We start from the raw sequence: 15,924 nt of genomic DNA on the forward strand, positions 1-15,924 counted from the left end.
AATTCCTTCTGCCTTCTGCACAAGTGCCGAATGCCTTGCCCCCTGATTAATCGCGCTGACTGACCGGCCAAATCTAAGTCAGAGACTCCAGATAGTCGCGCACGCGGTTGCGACGCTTGGGTTGGCGGAGTTTTTGCAAAGCTTTAGCTTCAATTTGGCGGACTCGCTCGCGGGACAAGTCGAGCGCGCGACCGATTTCTGCCAGCGAATAGGGGTGTCCGTCGCCCAAACCAAAGCGCATCAGAATTACATCTCGCTCGCGGCTGGTCAAATCTGCCAGCAGTTGCTGCAAGTCGCGGTGCAGAGCTTCTCGCATCAGCATTTCTTCTGGGGAGATGCTGTCGGTTTCGAGCAAGTCGCCCAACTCTGTATCTTTTTCGTTGCCCACTTTAGTTTCCAGAGAAACAGAACGGGGAACTCGCAGCAAAACTTCTCGGACTTGGGGCGCCGTCATGTCCAACTCGACAGCGATATCTTCGATCGTAGCTGTCCGACCTTTTTCTTGAGAAATTTTGCGCTGGGCTTTTTTGATTTTGTTAAGTTTTTCGGTGATGTGGACGGGGAGGCGAATGGTGCGGCTTTGAGTGGCGATAGCCCGCGTAATTCCCTGCCGAATCCACCAGTAGGCATAGGTGCTAAATCGATAGCCCCGCGTCGGGTCAAACTTTTCTACAGCTCGCTCCAGTCCGAGAGTACCTTCTTGTATTAAGTCGAGCAATTCTAAACCGCGATTTTGATATTTTTTCGCCACCGAAACCACCAGGCGCAGGTTCGCCTTAATCATGTGGTCTTTCGCTTCGACGCCTTCGGCTTGAACTCTTTCGATCGCCTCGACTGTCATCTCTGCTAACTCTGCCCACTGGCGCTTGCCTTCGGACATAATTCGCTTGAGTTCTGGCACGTCACCGACGCCGGCGGTTAATGCCCAGCGTTCCAGGGATGGTTTATGTCCCAACTGTGCTGCTAACCGATCGCGCACTTCTATTAAATGCACGAAGCGCCCAATTAGCCCTTCTTCCTGGGAGGCGACGGTGTTGCGTAATTCCAGCAATTTGATATAGCGCTGAACTTTTTGAGCTTCCGAGACTTCTTCGTCTCTACCCAAGAGACGAACCCGACCTATTTCTTGGAGGTACAGCCGTACTAAATCTGTAGTGCGGCGGCTGGCATTTTTTTGCAATTTTGCTGCTGGGTCTGCATCTTCTGTCTCTGCTGGGTCTTGGTCGAGCAGTTCGTCTCCAGCTTCTTCAGCATCTTCATCCAACACATCACCTTGCAAGGGATTGACTCGCAGTTGTTCGTCGAATTCAGCTTCAGCGTAAAAAGAGGTGGCTGGCATAGTGATTTTCTCAGTTGCTCCGGGTGAAAAGATGCTACGCTTAGCGGTTATTTATAATTAAGATGCCCACTTGGTTAAGAGGAAGCATCACCGCTTTGTGTTTCTTTACTAACTTTCCTGACTTTTCTGCTGTTGTTTGATCGAACTTTTGCTGCCCCACTTGTTTTACCAAGATTCTGGAAAACGCTAAGAACTTTCTGATGTAACAGGTTGAAGGCCCGAAAAGTGTGTTGTACTTCTTTGTTTATGTAGCTAGTATAGATAGTGACTGGCTAGAAACAAGTGACGTTAGTCAGAAGTTAAGTTAATCTTCATCACCGATAAGCAGGTTCCCGATCACTTCGGAAAATTAGCCATTTTTTTAATAAAACTTTATATAACTCGGCGCTCTTGATTAAATACGCTGCAGTGAGCGCAGAAGTTTAATCCCTTACAGAATATGGGCTTGAGAGTTGCTAGAGTCCGCAGTACCTAGTTATTGGCTGACGCAAAAACCGGGTTTCTTCCTCAAATTTCTGGATTAAAACCTAGAAGTTTGAGGAAGAAACCCGGTTTCTGGATCTCTTTTGGATAAGTCGCGACTTGGATGCGACGATCGACCGATAATTGTTTTGCTGTTGGCTGCTGCTTCCCGCTTAACATCACGCCCCGAACACCAGCATCTGAAACCGGATTTTTTGCCCAGGGCGTGCATATCAAGCGCAAGTTTTTCCTCGCTGTTACCCGGTTGATCGGGTTTTAGTGAGAATGGTGCGATCGGGCGCGAGTCAACTCAAATTAAAATTGCTAGCGTGGGTAAAGTTTCATCAGTTCCCTCACCTGTTCGGCGTGATAGGAACTGCGAGTTAAGGGAGAAGCGACAACTTGCAAGAATCCCAAAGATTCGCCAAACTTTCTCCAAGCATCAAACTGTTCCGGAGGCACAAAGTTTTCTACGTTCAAGTGCTTTTGAGTCGGTTGCAGGTACTGTCCAACTGTTAAAATATCGCAGCCGACAGCCCGTAAGTCCTGCATCGCCTCGCGAATTTCGGTGTCTGTTTCTCCCAGTCCCACCATGATGCCGGATTTGGTGTAAACCCCAGGTGCGAGTTCGCGACTTCGCTGCAATAGTTCCAAGGTGCGATCGTACTTTCCTTGCGGCCGCACCTTGCGGTAAAGTCGCTTTACGGTTTCGGTATTGTGGTTGAGTACCTCTGGCCGGGCTGCGAGAATGATTTCTAAAGCCTGCCAGTTGCCACACAAGTCGGGAATCAAAACTTCTATAGTTGTATCGGGCATCGCCGATCGCACTGCTTGAATGCACTCGACAAACTGAGACGCGCCCCCATCCGGCAAATCGTCCCGGTTGACAGAGGTAATCACGACGTGGTTGAGTTTGAGCCGCTGCACCGCTTGCGCCAATCTTTGGGGTTCCGTGGGATCTAAAGGTTGGGGCTTTTTCTCAAAATCGATGTCGCAGTAAGGACAGGCGCGGGTACAAGCCGGGCCCATAATCAAAAATGTCGCAGTACCTGCGTTGAAGCATTCGCCGATGTTCGGACACGACGCCTCCTCGCAAACCGTATTCAGGGATAAATCCCGCAAAATTTCTTTGACGTTGCCGACGCGCTCCCACTGGGGGGCTTTAACTCGCAACCACTGGGGCTTAACTGTCACGTCTGTCTCCGCCTGAGTAGTATTTTACAAATAATTATATACGAGCTTGCTCAATTTTGACTTGAGTGTGATAAGCTAAAAATCTATTGACTAATTTCGGGATGTAGCGCAGCTTGGTAGCGCACCTCGTTCGGGACGAGGGGGTCGCAGGTTCAAATCCTGTCATCCCGATTATAAAATTAAATTGGATATTCCGCAGCAAGTGAGTTTGTTTTGGGCGATCGTCCGGCTGTGTATATTTGTGGTTGGGATAAATTAATGGATCGGGCGATTCCCTACGGGATAGCTGCGCTTCACGGGCGTGTTAATTCGCCTTTGCTAAAAAATTAACTGTAGCGACTGTTTTGGCAGAGGGAATTAGAGAATAAGGCGTAAAGAATCACAGCAGCAGTAGAGAGTAGCGAACAAGTCTTTGCCTTCTCCCTCTGTGAGGATTTGGGACTGTGTTTAATCACACATACTTGCTCAAGGCTGAGAACTTTGACCAAGGTTTGAAACCGGAGGCAAGTATAAATACTCCAATAATTCTTAAAAACAAATTCATCACGATTTACATCTTGAGATAGATGAATTAATAGGTGAATGAGCTTATAATAAAAGTTAATTGTTAGCGTGTCTTAAATTAACCCAAAACCGGAGGATATTCCAATGCAAATAAGTGGCAACGCCTTCGGCTCATGCTCTCGCTGCGAAACAGTACCCGCCAAAATAGAGGACAGCGGAGGTCTATACCTGTGGTTTCCAGTATATCATACGCTGACCAAGGTTATTTCTGCACTGACTAAGGCTAAACTTGAATTCAAGCTTTTAGAAGAGAGTAAGTGTTTGTACGTTATCCTTGAGGGAATAGCGAGAGAAAATTTTAACGCTCTAGCATCATCGGTACTGACAACTCAAGAGTTGAAAGAGACAAAAGTTTTGTGGATGGCCGAAGTTGAACAGCCCAAACTTAGCGATTTTTATCGCAGCACTTCCTTAGACTCTTTTATTAATTTTAGTAACTCTGATTGGCTGTTAGATTTATTGTCCCAAGAACGCATTACTACACATTTTCAGCCCATTGTTTATACCTCAGATACTTCTAAAATTTTTGCCCATGAAGCCCTGCTCCGAGGAATTGACGAGCAAGGAAACTTAATTTATCCGGGTCGGATTTTTTCCCAAGCAGAATCAGCAGGCCTAATTTTTCAACTAGATGTTTTAGCCCGGACTCGCGCTATCCGCGAAGCCCATGTTTACGATATCAAAGAACTACTTTTTATTAATTTTTCTCCGACTTCAGTTTACGATCCCGCTACGTGCCTGCGAAGAACAGTACAGGCTATTGATGAAGCGGGAATTCCTCACAGCAATATTGTTTTTGAAGTAGCGGAATCTCAGCACCCTCCTGATATGGATCACTTGATTAAGATTCTGAGGTTTTACCGAGAGGCGGGATTTTTAATTGCCCTGGACGATTTTGGCAGCGGTTCTTCTAATTTAAATTTGATGCACCAACTGCGTCCTGATTTTATTAAGTTGGATATGCAATTGATTCGCAACGTCGCTCAAGATTATTATAAGGCACTAATTACGGAAAAGATGTTAGAAATTGCCGCTCAATTAGAAATTAAAACTGTTGCCGAAGGTGTGGAAACTTTGGAGGAGTTTGAGTGGGTGCGGGAACGGGGAGCAACTTTTGTTCAAGGTTATTTGATTGCTAAGCCGACTTCTCCGCCGATCGCAGTTACTAGCTATATTGGTGCTGAACCACTACCTATTTCTGCTTAAAGGGTTTTCAGTTGCCATTGGGCGCTACATTTGCTCGTTCGCAGGCAGAGCCTGGGGACGCATATAGGAAGGCTCTGCCTCCATTAAAATGAGACAAGAGTTTGGAGGCAGAGCCTCCCGATATTCATTACCAGGCACAGCCTGGTAACGAGAATAACTAGCATTTTAAACGCTCAAATTGCGTCGCACAAAGCTTTCTAAGGATTCCATTCTCATGCCGTAGATTGATTCCAAGTTTTGCACTTCTTCGGGAGTGCAGAAATACTCGTTACCCAGCAATACGCGCAAAGTTCCTAAGTCTTTTTGAGCTTGAGGATTCAATAAACCCAAGGCATTTCTCAAACCGTCAAACACAACCAGTGGCGGGTTGATTACTATCGGTTCGCGATTGAATAAGCGTGCAAAAATGCGGGGAATGTCATCCCTTGTCAGCACATCCGGGCCACCGACTCGCAGAATTTGGTTGCGGGCGCCTTCGACTGTTGGCGAGTCTGCGGCAATCTTTGCTAAGTCGTCGGTACTGACAACAGATGTGCGGTTTTTGCCGTCGCCAATCAGCAGGTAAAGTCCGGTTTCTCGAAATCTTTCTGCTAGGGGTAACAAGCTGGAAGCAAAACCGGCAGGCCGCAAGATTGTATAATTCAATCCGCTGTTTTGCAGGTATTTTTCAACTTCTCGCTTGGCTTTGAATACTGCGGAATCTTCGTATCCTCGATCGACTCCCAGTACCGAAACAAAGACAAAGTGCTCCACTCCGGCTTCTTTGGCGCAGTCGATCAATTCTATGTTAGCGCGGTAGTGTACTGCTTGAACATCGCCGCCGGTGCCGTGGGTGCTGATGATGTACTGCACTCCTTGGCAGGCTTTTTTAATATCTTTGTCTTGTTTTAAGTCGCCGATAAAAATCTCGGCGCCTCGGTTTTCTAGTTCTGAGTAGCGAGATGCGAGGCGAACGAATGCGCGGACAGGCTTTTCTTGCTGTCTGATTTCTCGTACAATTCGGCGACCTAGTGCGCCTGTTGCTCCGGTTACTAAGAACATGATTTTTAGTTGTTGGTTGTTATTAACCTTATAACTGATCAATCAAATTTCGACAATTACGGGGGTGTGGTCACTGGGTTTGATTAATTTTCTGGGAGCAACATCTATTGTACAGTTTTTTGCTTGTTCGTACAGGGGACGGCTGAGATAATGGTGGTCGATTCTCCAGCCGTTGTTGCGGGGAAATGCGGCGGCGCGGTAGTCCCACCAGCTATAATGGCCGCCTTCTGAGGTGAATTTGCGAAAGGGGTCGTTTAATCCTAATTCTATGATTTCTGTGAGTGCGAGGCGCTCCGCTACTGATAGGCCGACGGAGTTAGCATTGGCTTTGGGATTGTGGATATCTCGATCGTCCGGGACGATGTTGAAGTCGCCGCAAATGCACAAGTTGGGGGATTTATCTAGTGCTATTTTGAGGTATTCTTGCAGCAGTTTGAGCCACTTTAGCTTGTACTCATATTTCTCGCTGCCAACTTCGGAACCGTTGGGAACGTATACGCAAATAATCTGAATATCGTCGATAATTCCGGCTATGAGGCGTTTTTGTTCGTCAAAAATACCTGCGGTTTCGTCGCCGAGAAGGGGGGCAAATCCGCTGCTGATTTCCGACATGGGCGATCGACTAAAAATGGCGACGCCGTTATAGGATTTTTGACCGGAAATGTAGCAGTTGTAGCCGAGGTTGGTGAAGGGTTCTAGGGGAAAGTCTTTGTCTATAACTTTGGTTTCTTGGAGGCAGAGAACGTCTGGGGAGTTTGTTTGCAACCAGCTAGTAACGTGTTCTAGGCGGGTGCGAATTGAGTTGACGTTCCAGGTGGCGATTTTCATTTTTTGTTTGTTATATACTCTCTGATTACGGGCGCGATCTTAAAGTGCGATCGCCCATTTTTTTGTACTGTTTCAACTAATGACCGTCGTCCTAAAGATTGCATGACATTTAATAGTTCTGCCCTTGATAGTTGCAGGTTTTCTGGTATTTTTGAGATGTCTGCTGGTTCGGGGGTACTTGCTAGCCAACCCATAGCTTGTTGTTCGGATGCGGTTAGGCGATCGCACTGCTGGTGCAGGAGAGATTCTAAGTCACCTAAGAATAGGGTATCATAGGAGAGGAATTCGGAAACGCTACCGCTGAATAAGTCTTGAATCATAGTTGCAACTATATTTAACCATAGGGGATTGCCTCGGTAAAGGTCGATTAGTTCTGACCATTTCTCCGATTCTCCTAAACCTTTTTCTCTGAATATTTCTTGTGCTTCGGGGCCTAAACCGTTGAGTTGCAGAGATTTGCAGGGGCGGTTTTCGCTTTCTAAGGTGGCGATTTCTCTGGGTTTTTCCCCACTCAGGAGGATTAAGCAACTGTTGTGGGATGATTCTGTTAGTTGTTTGAAGAATGCGCCGTAATTTTCATATCCGGGTTGGTAATTTCCTGCGAGTTGTTGGCTGCTGAAGATTGTTTGCACATCATCGAGGATGATCAGACAGCGGTGCGATCGCAAATATTCTAGTAGGGGCAATCCCCCCGTGGTTGCCCTTTCTTCGGGATAGGGGGCGGGCACGGGGGCACCGCCCCTACAGAATTTAATTAAGTCGGTTTGGAGCGATGCCAGCGGTGGAGAGTTGCGGAGACTTCGCCAGATAATGCGATCGAATTCGTGTTGAATTTGTGGGATTAGTTGGAGTGTAAGGGCGGTTTTGCCAATACCGGATAAGCCTAAAATGCTGATGAGGCGGGTGCGGCTTAAAATCCAGTTTTCGAGGGTGGTGAGTTCGGATGTGCGGTTATAGAATAGGTTGGGTTCTGGTGCATCAGCTAAATCTAAATGTACTTTCGGTTTAGAATTGCTTGTTTTTTCGTTAAACTTATCCTTATCTTGCGCTTCAGATTGTAATTTTTTTGAGAATTGCGAACTATCAGCCGAGATGTTACCAATATGGATACAGCCATTGCCAAAAACCGAGATATTACCAACTTGTAAATTTTCCAGCTTGGCTCTAAAATTTGCTTTAGATACTTGTTCCTCGCCTAATGCAACTGATAAAAGTTTCCATAATTTAAAGCCAACCTCTTTAACGTATTTCTCTGAACGGTTGTGATGCTGTGCAATTTCTTTATATTTCTGATTATCCCAAGCGCCGCGCAGTATAGCTTTTTGCAGACTATCTAAATGTTTTCCCGTAGTAGTCAAAGCTAGATGGTCAACAAATTCTAAGGCTTCTTCAACGTCCATCAGTCAGGCAGATGCAAGGGGTTGACCTGATTGTAACCCAACTAAATATGACTTTTTCAGTAGCAACCAACTAAATGTGACTTTTTATGACCTAGTTGGGATGAAAACAACTACTAAATATGACTTTATATGGCTTGACAAGCTTTGGTATTTAGGAAAGAATTTATACTTAAGACAGTAAAAGGTTATGCTAAGCGCTACTGGTATCTAACGGTTATGACACAACCGAATATTTTGGAACTCGCGAAACAGGGAGATGCAAAGGCGATCGCGCTTCTGCTGAACCGCCAGCTACAAGCCAAGGGCATCACCGCCGCAGCTTCCCTTAAGGATGGTTGTTTACAGGTGATGCTGGAAGCGGCAGAAGCGCCTAGTCAGCAAGTCTTGGCCCCGTGGGTGAGTAAGTCGATCGCTGGCTTGGGGGCTGCATCCATTGAGAAAGTCAAGGTTTACGGGCGACCGACGGGCGCGAAGGTGCCGGCGTGGAGTCAAGAGTTTGAAGTGGCGGGGCAAAATTTGCCTGTTGCAAATGTCACAGAGGGGCGGGCAAGTTCTAGTGAGAATACGGAGTCAAATCAGCTTAGTTTGAAGGAACGGGCTAAGCTTGGGGATGTGGAGGCGATCGCATCTTTGTTAAATCTTCCGTTGCAAAATAAGGGAATTACGGCGACTGCGAGTTTGCAAGACGGTTGTTTGCAAGTGATGCTGGAGTCGGATGTGGTTCCTGATGAGGAGGTTTCTATCAGGATTGTCCGCAGGGAGTTGACGAATTTGAAGGCGGGCGCGATCGCTTCTGTGAAGGTTTACGGGCAGCAGGCGGGTGAGGATTTTCCGGCGTGGAATCGAGAGTTTGAGCTAAAGGCAGAAGTTAGTTCAGATTCAAAAAAATTATCAACAGATAAATTTGCAAATTTGACTGATCTATTGACTCCGATTATTGATTTGCTTAGAGAACGAAAATTTAAAGAATTGTTAGACATCGGCCAAAATTATATTAATGAAAATCCAGAGCGTCAAAAACGTTTGATTGTAGTAGGAGTTATTGTCTTAGCAACTATAACCTTTAAAGGAATACCTTTTTTAGGTTTCAATCACAATATTAAAGGATCACTAACACTCAAGGATGATTTCTTCGGTGGAGTGGGTCAGTTTTGTAATGGAAAAGGAGGTTACGGGGATATTAAAAGTGGTAGGCAGGTGCTAGTAAAAGATCATAAAGGAGAAACTATTGCGACTGGAGAGTTAGGCATAGGTAAAATAATATCTGATAACCACTGCCAATTTTCTATCGAAGTGAATGGTATAAGAAAAGCAGAGTTTTACACAATTCAGATCGGTAGGCGAGGCGATCTGACCTACTCATATCAAGAGATGGAGGATAAAAAGTGGGAGCTAAACGTGTCTTTGGGTGATTAATTTTGGAAAAAATAGAAGCCAACTAAATTAGCGCTCACCGCTAACAACGCCACGAGAAAGCAAGCAGCAATCTCAAAGTAGATGGAGAGTAAATTATGTCGGATTTAGAGAACCTGGTAAATGAACTGCCCCAACTTGCTGATAGTATGAAACTTACTATTGGCAACTCGACCGAAATTAGACGGGAAATAGAGCGAATTAGCAATATTCAAAATAAACTAAATATTATTGAAAATAAGCTTCAAGAAGTATTAAACAGTGAAAGATTTAATAAAGGAGTTCTTGGCGCGATTCCTTTCTTCGGAACAATAGCCAGCTTTTTTATTCCTGGTGGATTTTTAGTAGAGGCACTTGTCTCGGCAGGGAGTGGCTTACTTGCTGAAAAATTGGGCGATCCAGATAAGGAAACCTCCCTGTCAGAATTAATAGAAAATGTTGAAAACTTAATTGATTGGGGAGATATTATAAAGGATATAGCAGAGAATATTTTAACTGATTCACAATTACTAATCAAGCTTGAGGAAAGACAATCTAAAAGTTTACCTGAAGAAGTAAGGCAAATTGATGAAGCTTTAAGAATTCACTTAGACTTTGATGAAGAGCAAACTTTAAGGCAACAGGTTCAGCAAATAAAGGTAGCTCAAGAACAGCTAAAACAGGTTCATCCCAAACTGGATAGTATCCTACAAAATTTTGAACGTGATGTCGAGACTCTTGAGCGCATAAAAGCTTTTATATCTTACTTTGGAGAATCAGTTTTTTCCATAGAATGGTTTGATGAAGAGCATGGGCTTATTATATCTTATGAGGGTCAAACTACAACATTAGGAATTATCTTGAATGAATGTGTATCTTTAAAAGAAAAAGCTAATGCTTTAATTGACCGGGCTAATAGGTTAAGAGGCCAGGCTGAACAATCTCTTAAACACCTAGAAAAAGAACGCCGTCACCAGGAACAAAAACAACCTCGTCGTAAGCAAAGCGAAAGATCCACACAGACAGGAGAATCTCTAAATCCTATTGACCGTACCATGTCTTCAGAGCAAAGACGCGGGGGTAGAAGTGGCTGGATACTGATACTATCCACACTGACTCTAGGAGTTTTGGGTTTTATCGGCTGGAAAACTACCTTTCAAATTTCACCGAGTCAGCAGACAATAGCAAATTCGGGAATTCCTCTAAATATTGAGGAGCAAAAAACAAATTCTGAAGCTTCACCCACCTTAACACCGACTCCTCAGCCAGACCCAACAGCAACAAATTTAGCAGCAGCTCAAAAACTAGCAATGGAAGCTGCCGTTATGACTCAAAACCCGCCTCATCCCCTGGAAAATTGGCAGCAAGTACAAGGGAAGTGGCAGGAATCAATCAAATTGTTAGAGGCAATTCCAGACAATTCGCCTGTTGCAACTCAAGCTCAAGAAAAGCTAAGTGTTTATCGAACTAACTATCAGGCGATTACTAATAGAATTGTCACTGAACAGAAAGCAGCCACTAATTTAGAAGCCGCCCAAAAACTAGCAGGGGAAGCTGCCCTCATGGTGAATAATCCACCTCATCCTAAAGAAGTCTGGCAGAATGCTCAATCAAAATTGCAGCAGGCGATCAACCTGTTAACTTCTATTCCTCAAGGTACATTTGTGGAAGCTCAAGCTAAAGAAAAGCTTGCTGATTATCAGAAAAACTACAGGCTAGTAAGCAACAGAATCAAAACTGAAACTCCTTGATTTTATCCATATTACCAATTAAGTTTTAAATTACCAGAGATTAAGCCCACATCCTAGCTGCTGATATCCTAGTTACTAGAAATCGCGATCGCCCTTACGTCCCAACTTGTCAAAAAGCCCGTGAAGCGCAGCTATCCCGTAGGGAATCGCCCTTATATTATTTAGAAAAAAAACGGCCCGAATAATATTTTTTCATCGATTCGTGAGAAATAATCCCATGACAAGATTCGCCTCTGGGTACATTACCTCTCGCTTCTAGCCAAGGCATTTCACTGCAAATCATTCGTTCCAAAGTTTCATCATCATACTCAAAATATGCCTCGGCAACTTCTTCGAGAAATTGCCCAACTTTTTGGGGAAGTTTTGGTTGTTCGATTTTCTCTGTAATTGGTTCCCAACTAAATTGGCGTTGATACTTTTCTAATAAATCAGGAATAACCGGCCCGTGAATCCCTGCTTGAAAATCTGCATCAAATAGTGGCTTTCCGTAAACTCCTAAATGCCACGCTTGAGCGTAATACACGAGTTTTTGTAGCTTGTAGACATTGATTTCTACATTAGTTTGCGAAGCTAACCAAATCAAAGCATTTGCAACATCTCGATGGCTCATTTTTTCTGAATTATTTGGAACCCCGACAACTTTCAGTTTGCCTTCGCCTATCTGTTCAAATAGTTCAGAAACTGACAATTTAAATTCTCCGGCAATTTGCTCAACTCTTTGCCAGACTGAAGAACTCACAGTTATTTGATATTCATTTTTTGTTGAATTATTTTGAGTCATAACAGTTTTTAGAGCTGACTTAAATAATTCTAGCAAACAGTGCGGAATAATGACCTAATAGCGATCGCCCTTACGTCCCAAATTGTCAAAAAGCGCGTGTAACCAGCCGCAGGCAATGGGCGCACCATCGCTATGTCTGTAGCAAATCCCCATCAGTCAAAAGTTGACACTAGGAAATATCGCTCTAAAAAATACTTGACAGTGAAAATCTGGCGGTGTAGTATAGAAGTAGTGCAGACAATGAAAAATATGAGACTAAAAAGTTGGGAGTCTCCTCGCAGCGAGGGTAGAAACTCCAAAGGTAAAGGCGGCTCAGCCAGGGCTCGGCAACTCAAAAAGCAACAGCAAACTCTGCGAAAACAGTTAAAAGCTCAACACGATCGACAAAACTACCAACAAAACCATCAAGGGAAGGAAACCGATAATTCCTTCCCTTTTTTTGTATCTTTCCGCTGCTCAATCCCGCTGAATGTTCGGACAAATCGTGCGAGTAATGCTCGCCTGGGAGGGTTGCTCTTGCCAGCAGTTGAGAATGCCTTGCAACTCCCTCTTCAAAGTTTCTAAGGCGGCAATTTGCACGGAAATTTCCTCTACCTTAGCCGTGAGATGCTGCTTCGCTTCAGAGCAAGGCAACTCCCCCCGATCGCGAACTTGTAAAATATCCTTAATCTCCTGAAGGCTCAAACCCAGAGTCTGAGATCGTTTAATAAACGCCAACCTGTTAAATACCGTTTCGCCAAACAAGCGATAACCAGCGGGCGAGCGCTTTACCGCAGGAGACAGCAAGCCCATCTCCTCATAGTAACGAACAGTTTTGACCGACAAACCACTACAGGCAGCTACAGAGCCAATTTTGTACAGTTTCTCGGCAACAGAAATATTCATAAACCAAGCATCCAAGATCGAAAGACTTTCTTGCCCTATCTTTTAGTGCCTCAGATCCAGAGAGTCGATCGGCACATCGCCCAGTCACCATTGCCCGGTAATCTTAATAAGGAGGATTTTTTTTAGACACATTAAGCACGGGCAACTGAGGTCTAGAAGACTGAGGAGGAAGATAGTATTCAGGAGCAGGTGCGGGTTGTTCGGCTCCAGAGCGGTAAAATTGCCACCAGCGGAGAGCCATCGCCACCCCAGCGGTACCCAGCCCAAAAGCCAACAAAGAGCCACTCGCACCCATGCTGCCGATGGCTGCATCGACAACGCCCACTGTCACAACAAAGCTGGTAATTGGCTCTTTACGGTAAGCTGACCTCAAAAGTCGCGTCCACGAAGCATTCATTTGGTTTTACTCTGTTCTATATTTATTTACAATCTCTAAAACTTAGAGTTGGCGGAACGATCGGGATTTCTAGCTCAAAGACTAGCTTCACCTAAATTAATCTTCTCGCCTGTGGGGAATTGTACGGGAGCGAGGCAAAATTGCCAAGCTTGTCAAATCAAAATTCCACCCCATATACACCTCCAAAAGCCAGCTATTGCATTCGGGAACAGATCTCTCTCGGCAGAGAAGTCGCTGGGCTTGTTTGTAATTAATATTTTAATCAATTCCCGAATTTGTCGCGGTCAGCACCAGTCACACCCGCTGCCGGAAGAGTCAAGACAAAGTGTAAGGCTGACCGCGCCATTGCTAAAATTAGTTGAGACCTAACCAGGACAGCAAGCCCTGGCCTGTGACATACTCGATAATTAAAGTTAGAGAAAAACCGATCATCGCGGCTCGACCGTTAAGGCGTTCCGCGTAGCTGTTGAAGCCAAACTTTGGCTGTTCCAGTTTGGGAGTGACGGTGGGTTGTAGTTGTGTCATTGCTGTGGGTACCTGGCGATCGACGCTATTCAAATGTGAAATCCAATGTTAGTTACAAATCTTAAACATTGCTACTTCTATTATAAAGAGGGTTAACCGCCGTCAACCGTCCCCGAAGAGAAAAAACTGCCGCCAACTAATGCCAATTAATTATACCCGCTCAAAATATGACTAATCAGTTAGATAACGATAAGCTTCCTGTCGCGGTACAGCGAGTAGCCTTTGCCCTTCGTACAACAGGCTGGGTTTGCTTCTGGGTACAGTTAGTGCTAGGGGTGGTAGCGGCGATCATTTTGCTCTTTGCCATCCCCTTCGCCATCCCCCGCGGTACCGCCGCTGCGGGTTCAACCAGTGCCGGCACCGGCGGGGGCGTATTTTTTGCCATTTGCGGGCTGGCCGTACTCGCTTACAGCGTATATCGCTCTTTCCGCTTCACCCGCTTGTCGAGACAACTGCAATCGCCCGCTAACGCTGTCCGTCCCAAAAAAGCAGACACCATCAAAGAAGTGCGGCTGTCACTTTGGAGCAACTTATCGGGAATGGTGCTGACGCTGATCGGCGCAGAAGCCATCAGCGGCACTCTCTTAGCCAAATCTCTAGCTCAGCCGCAAGCCTTGTTCGGTGCCGCAGTTGATGTGGGCCGATTTATTCAGCCCCTAGATATATTTGTGGTACTCGCCAATACTCACGCCACTGTTGCCCATTTTGTCGGGATTTTCGGGGCTCTTTTTTTGCTCGATCGCATCCACAAGCAATAGACAATCAATAAGTGGGAATTGCGCCTCTCCCACTCTCCCACTCTCTCACTCTCTCACTCTCCCTCACTCTCCCACTCTCCCCCAACCGACATCCGGAATCACTGCCAACCTGTCGAAGAACGTACTCAGATACCTTCTACGAAGACAAAATGAATATCATGGCACTGAAACCCGAGGCTTATTTTGGGGTGACAGATCACCCAACTATTGAAATTTCTCAAGAAAGTTTTCGTTCTGTCCTAGGTCAAATAGAAGCTGAACTCCTCTGTAGCGACACCTATAGCCACGCTGTAGCTAGCTTGCAAACAATGTTGGGCGAAGCAGCTTCCGCTGCCGAAATTTTAATTAGAGCAGTTAGCAGAGAAGCCGTCAAGCTCGCATTTGACCGATTTCCCAAACAAAATAAAATTGAACCACAAGTAGCCCCAGAGAGTTTTACTGCTGTAAGTCCCGCCATTGAGACGGTGACAGAAATTAAAGAATTGGAGCCACCAGTAGCTGCTCCTGTCTTCTATTGGCGCAGCGCTAGTGTGGAAGCCCCCCCCCAAACCGAGTCCGACACAGAAAATTCCGATCGAGACACTAACAGTTCTGAAGACAGCAAACAAGCGCCCCAAGACGAAATTAAAGTCGAGTCGGCTCCACCTGCAACTGTCACCGTCCCCGGAAAATCCTTCCCAGGGTTCGGTTTTCCCAAGAAGCCGAAAAAACTCACCAAGGAAGAAGAAGCAGCTTTAGCCGTTCAACAGCGAGAAGAGTGCCTGCGCGAGTTGGGTAGAGAATTGCGTAAGGGACGGCAAATTCGCTCCCTATCGCTGCAGCAACTCCACAGTCAAACTCTCGTGCCGCTGCACCACATCGAATCGATCGAAAATGGGGAAATCGACAAACTGCCCCAAGATATTTACGTTAGAGGTTTTATCCGCAGACTCGGCGACGCCCTGGGACTAGACGGCAGCGCTATGGCGAATGCTTTGCCCAAACCCGCTCCGACTCCCATTCCCAGTATGTATGTGTCTGTTTCTGATTCCGACTCAAGCGAAGGCTTTCAAATGCGTCCGGTGCATTTGTACATCGGCTACACCGCTTTGATGGCTGGGGCTGTAGGGGGTTTGGGTTGGCTGTCGCAGCAACCCGTGGTGCCAGGAGCACAGGCAGTACCTCCAACGCAGGTGACACCGCCAGCCTCAGTTGCACCGGCTCAGAAGACCCCAGAAAAAGCACCTCAACCGGGTTTGAAGAAGGCTAGCAACGGGGGAATGATTATGGGGGCTGACATGGCGCCGCCGGAGGTGATTTTTGGTTAGTGTGTGTCGGGCGAGCGATCGTCCGACAACTCTCTTGGCGCAGGTGAACTCGCAAACCCGGTTTCCGAGTTCACCTACATACGGATACTTGCTT

13 protein-coding genes, 1 tRNA gene and 1 pseudogene are annotated in these 15,924 nt (G+C 45.9%); 7 read left to right on the plus strand and 8 right to left on the minus strand.

Translation table 11 applies throughout. From position 1 onward, the window contains the following. Positions 1-73: 73 nt before the first annotated feature. Complete coding sequence (gene sigC / locus D0A34_21795) at positions 74-1,339, minus strand: RNA polymerase sigma factor SigC (GenBank protein ID UNU21123.1); 1,266 nt, start codon at positions 1,337-1,339, stop codon at positions 74-76. 786 nt (positions 1,340-2,125) lie between these two features. After that, positions 2,126-2,995 (minus strand): lipoyl synthase, encoded by an 870-nt coding sequence (gene lipA / locus D0A34_21800; GenBank protein UNU21124.1) that lies wholly within the window; start codon positions 2,993-2,995, stop codon positions 2,126-2,128. Between the two features lie 97 nt (positions 2,996-3,092). Here lipA and D0A34_21805 point away from each other — a divergent pair. Both D0A34_21805 and D0A34_21810 read left to right on the plus strand, forming a co-directional pair. Next, positions 3,093-3,166 (plus strand) — tRNA-Pro (locus D0A34_21805). A gap of 477 nt (positions 3,167-3,643) precedes the next feature. Then, on the plus strand, positions 3,644-4,765 hold the full coding sequence (locus tag D0A34_21810) for an EAL domain-containing protein (GenBank protein UNU21125.1): 1,122 nt from the start codon (positions 3,644-3,646) through the stop codon (positions 4,763-4,765). 165 nt (positions 4,766-4,930) lie between these two features. Here the strand turns inward: D0A34_21810 and D0A34_21815 are convergent, their stop codons facing one another. From D0A34_21815 to D0A34_21825, 3 genes are read right to left on the minus strand one after another with little or no spacing between them, the layout of a single operon-like run. Next, positions 4,931-5,806: an SDR family oxidoreductase gene (locus tag D0A34_21815; GenBank protein ID UNU21126.1), complete on the minus strand. Its 876-nt coding sequence runs from the start codon at positions 5,804-5,806 to the stop codon at positions 4,931-4,933. 42 nt (positions 5,807-5,848) lie between these two features. Then, entirely contained in the window at positions 5,849-6,634 is a 786-nt protein-coding gene (gene xth / locus D0A34_21820) for an exodeoxyribonuclease III (GenBank protein ID UNU21127.1), read from the minus strand. Then, positions 6,631-8,034 carry an ATP-binding protein gene (locus tag D0A34_21825; protein UNU21128.1) on the minus strand — a complete coding sequence of 468 codons (1,404 nt, stop codon included), beginning with the start codon at positions 8,032-8,034 and terminating at the stop codon, positions 6,631-6,633. Before D0A34_21825 ends, xth begins: the two co-directional genes overlap by 4 nt. A gap of 144 nt (positions 8,035-8,178) precedes the next feature. Between D0A34_21825 and D0A34_21830 the strand changes: the two genes are divergently transcribed. Next, positions 8,179-9,450: a hypothetical protein gene (locus D0A34_21830; GenBank protein ID UNU21129.1), complete on the plus strand. Its 1,272-nt coding sequence runs from the start codon at positions 8,179-8,181 to the stop codon at positions 9,448-9,450. Between the two features lie 95 nt (positions 9,451-9,545). Further along, positions 9,546-11,177 carry a hypothetical protein gene (locus D0A34_21835; protein UNU21130.1) on the plus strand — a complete coding sequence of 544 codons (1,632 nt, stop codon included), beginning with the start codon at positions 9,546-9,548 and terminating at the stop codon, positions 11,175-11,177. 157 nt (positions 11,178-11,334) lie between these two features. Here the strand turns inward: D0A34_21835 and D0A34_21840 are convergent, their stop codons facing one another. After that, positions 11,335-11,958: a DUF4065 domain-containing protein gene (locus tag D0A34_21840; protein ID UNU21131.1), complete on the minus strand. Its 624-nt coding sequence runs from the start codon at positions 11,956-11,958 to the stop codon at positions 11,335-11,337. A 249-nt stretch (positions 11,959-12,207) separates the two neighbouring features. Here D0A34_21840 and D0A34_21845 point away from each other — a divergent pair. Then, positions 12,208-12,399, plus strand: a pseudogene (locus D0A34_21845) (hypothetical protein). 15 nt (positions 12,400-12,414) lie between these two features. On the opposite strand, the gene D0A34_21850 reads toward D0A34_21845, so the two are convergent. Next, the gene (locus D0A34_21850; protein UNU21132.1) at positions 12,415-12,843 is read right to left on the minus strand and encodes a heavy metal-responsive transcriptional regulator; all 429 of its coding nucleotides are present in this window, start codon (positions 12,841-12,843) and stop codon (positions 12,415-12,417) included. Between the two features lie 103 nt (positions 12,844-12,946). After that, a complete protein-coding gene (locus tag D0A34_21855; protein ID UNU21133.1) occupies positions 12,947-13,240 on the minus strand; it encodes a hypothetical protein in 294 nt (97 codons plus the stop codon). Between the two features lie 692 nt (positions 13,241-13,932). On the opposite strand from D0A34_21855, the gene D0A34_21860 reads away from it, so the two are divergent. Together D0A34_21860 and D0A34_21865 are read left to right on the plus strand one after the other, a co-directional pair. Continuing rightward, a complete protein-coding gene (locus D0A34_21860; GenBank protein UNU21134.1) occupies positions 13,933-14,523 on the plus strand; it encodes a DUF3611 family protein in 591 nt (196 codons plus the stop codon). A 158-nt stretch (positions 14,524-14,681) separates the two neighbouring features. Next, a complete protein-coding gene (locus tag D0A34_21865; GenBank protein UNU21135.1) occupies positions 14,682-15,830 on the plus strand; it encodes a helix-turn-helix domain-containing protein in 1,149 nt (382 codons plus the stop codon). Positions 15,831-15,924: the final 94 nt, after the last annotated feature.

The organism is Microcoleus vaginatus PCC 9802 (genome assembly GCA_022701275.1).
GTDB lineage: Bacteria > Cyanobacteriota > Cyanobacteriia > Cyanobacteriales > Microcoleaceae > Microcoleus > Microcoleus vaginatus_A.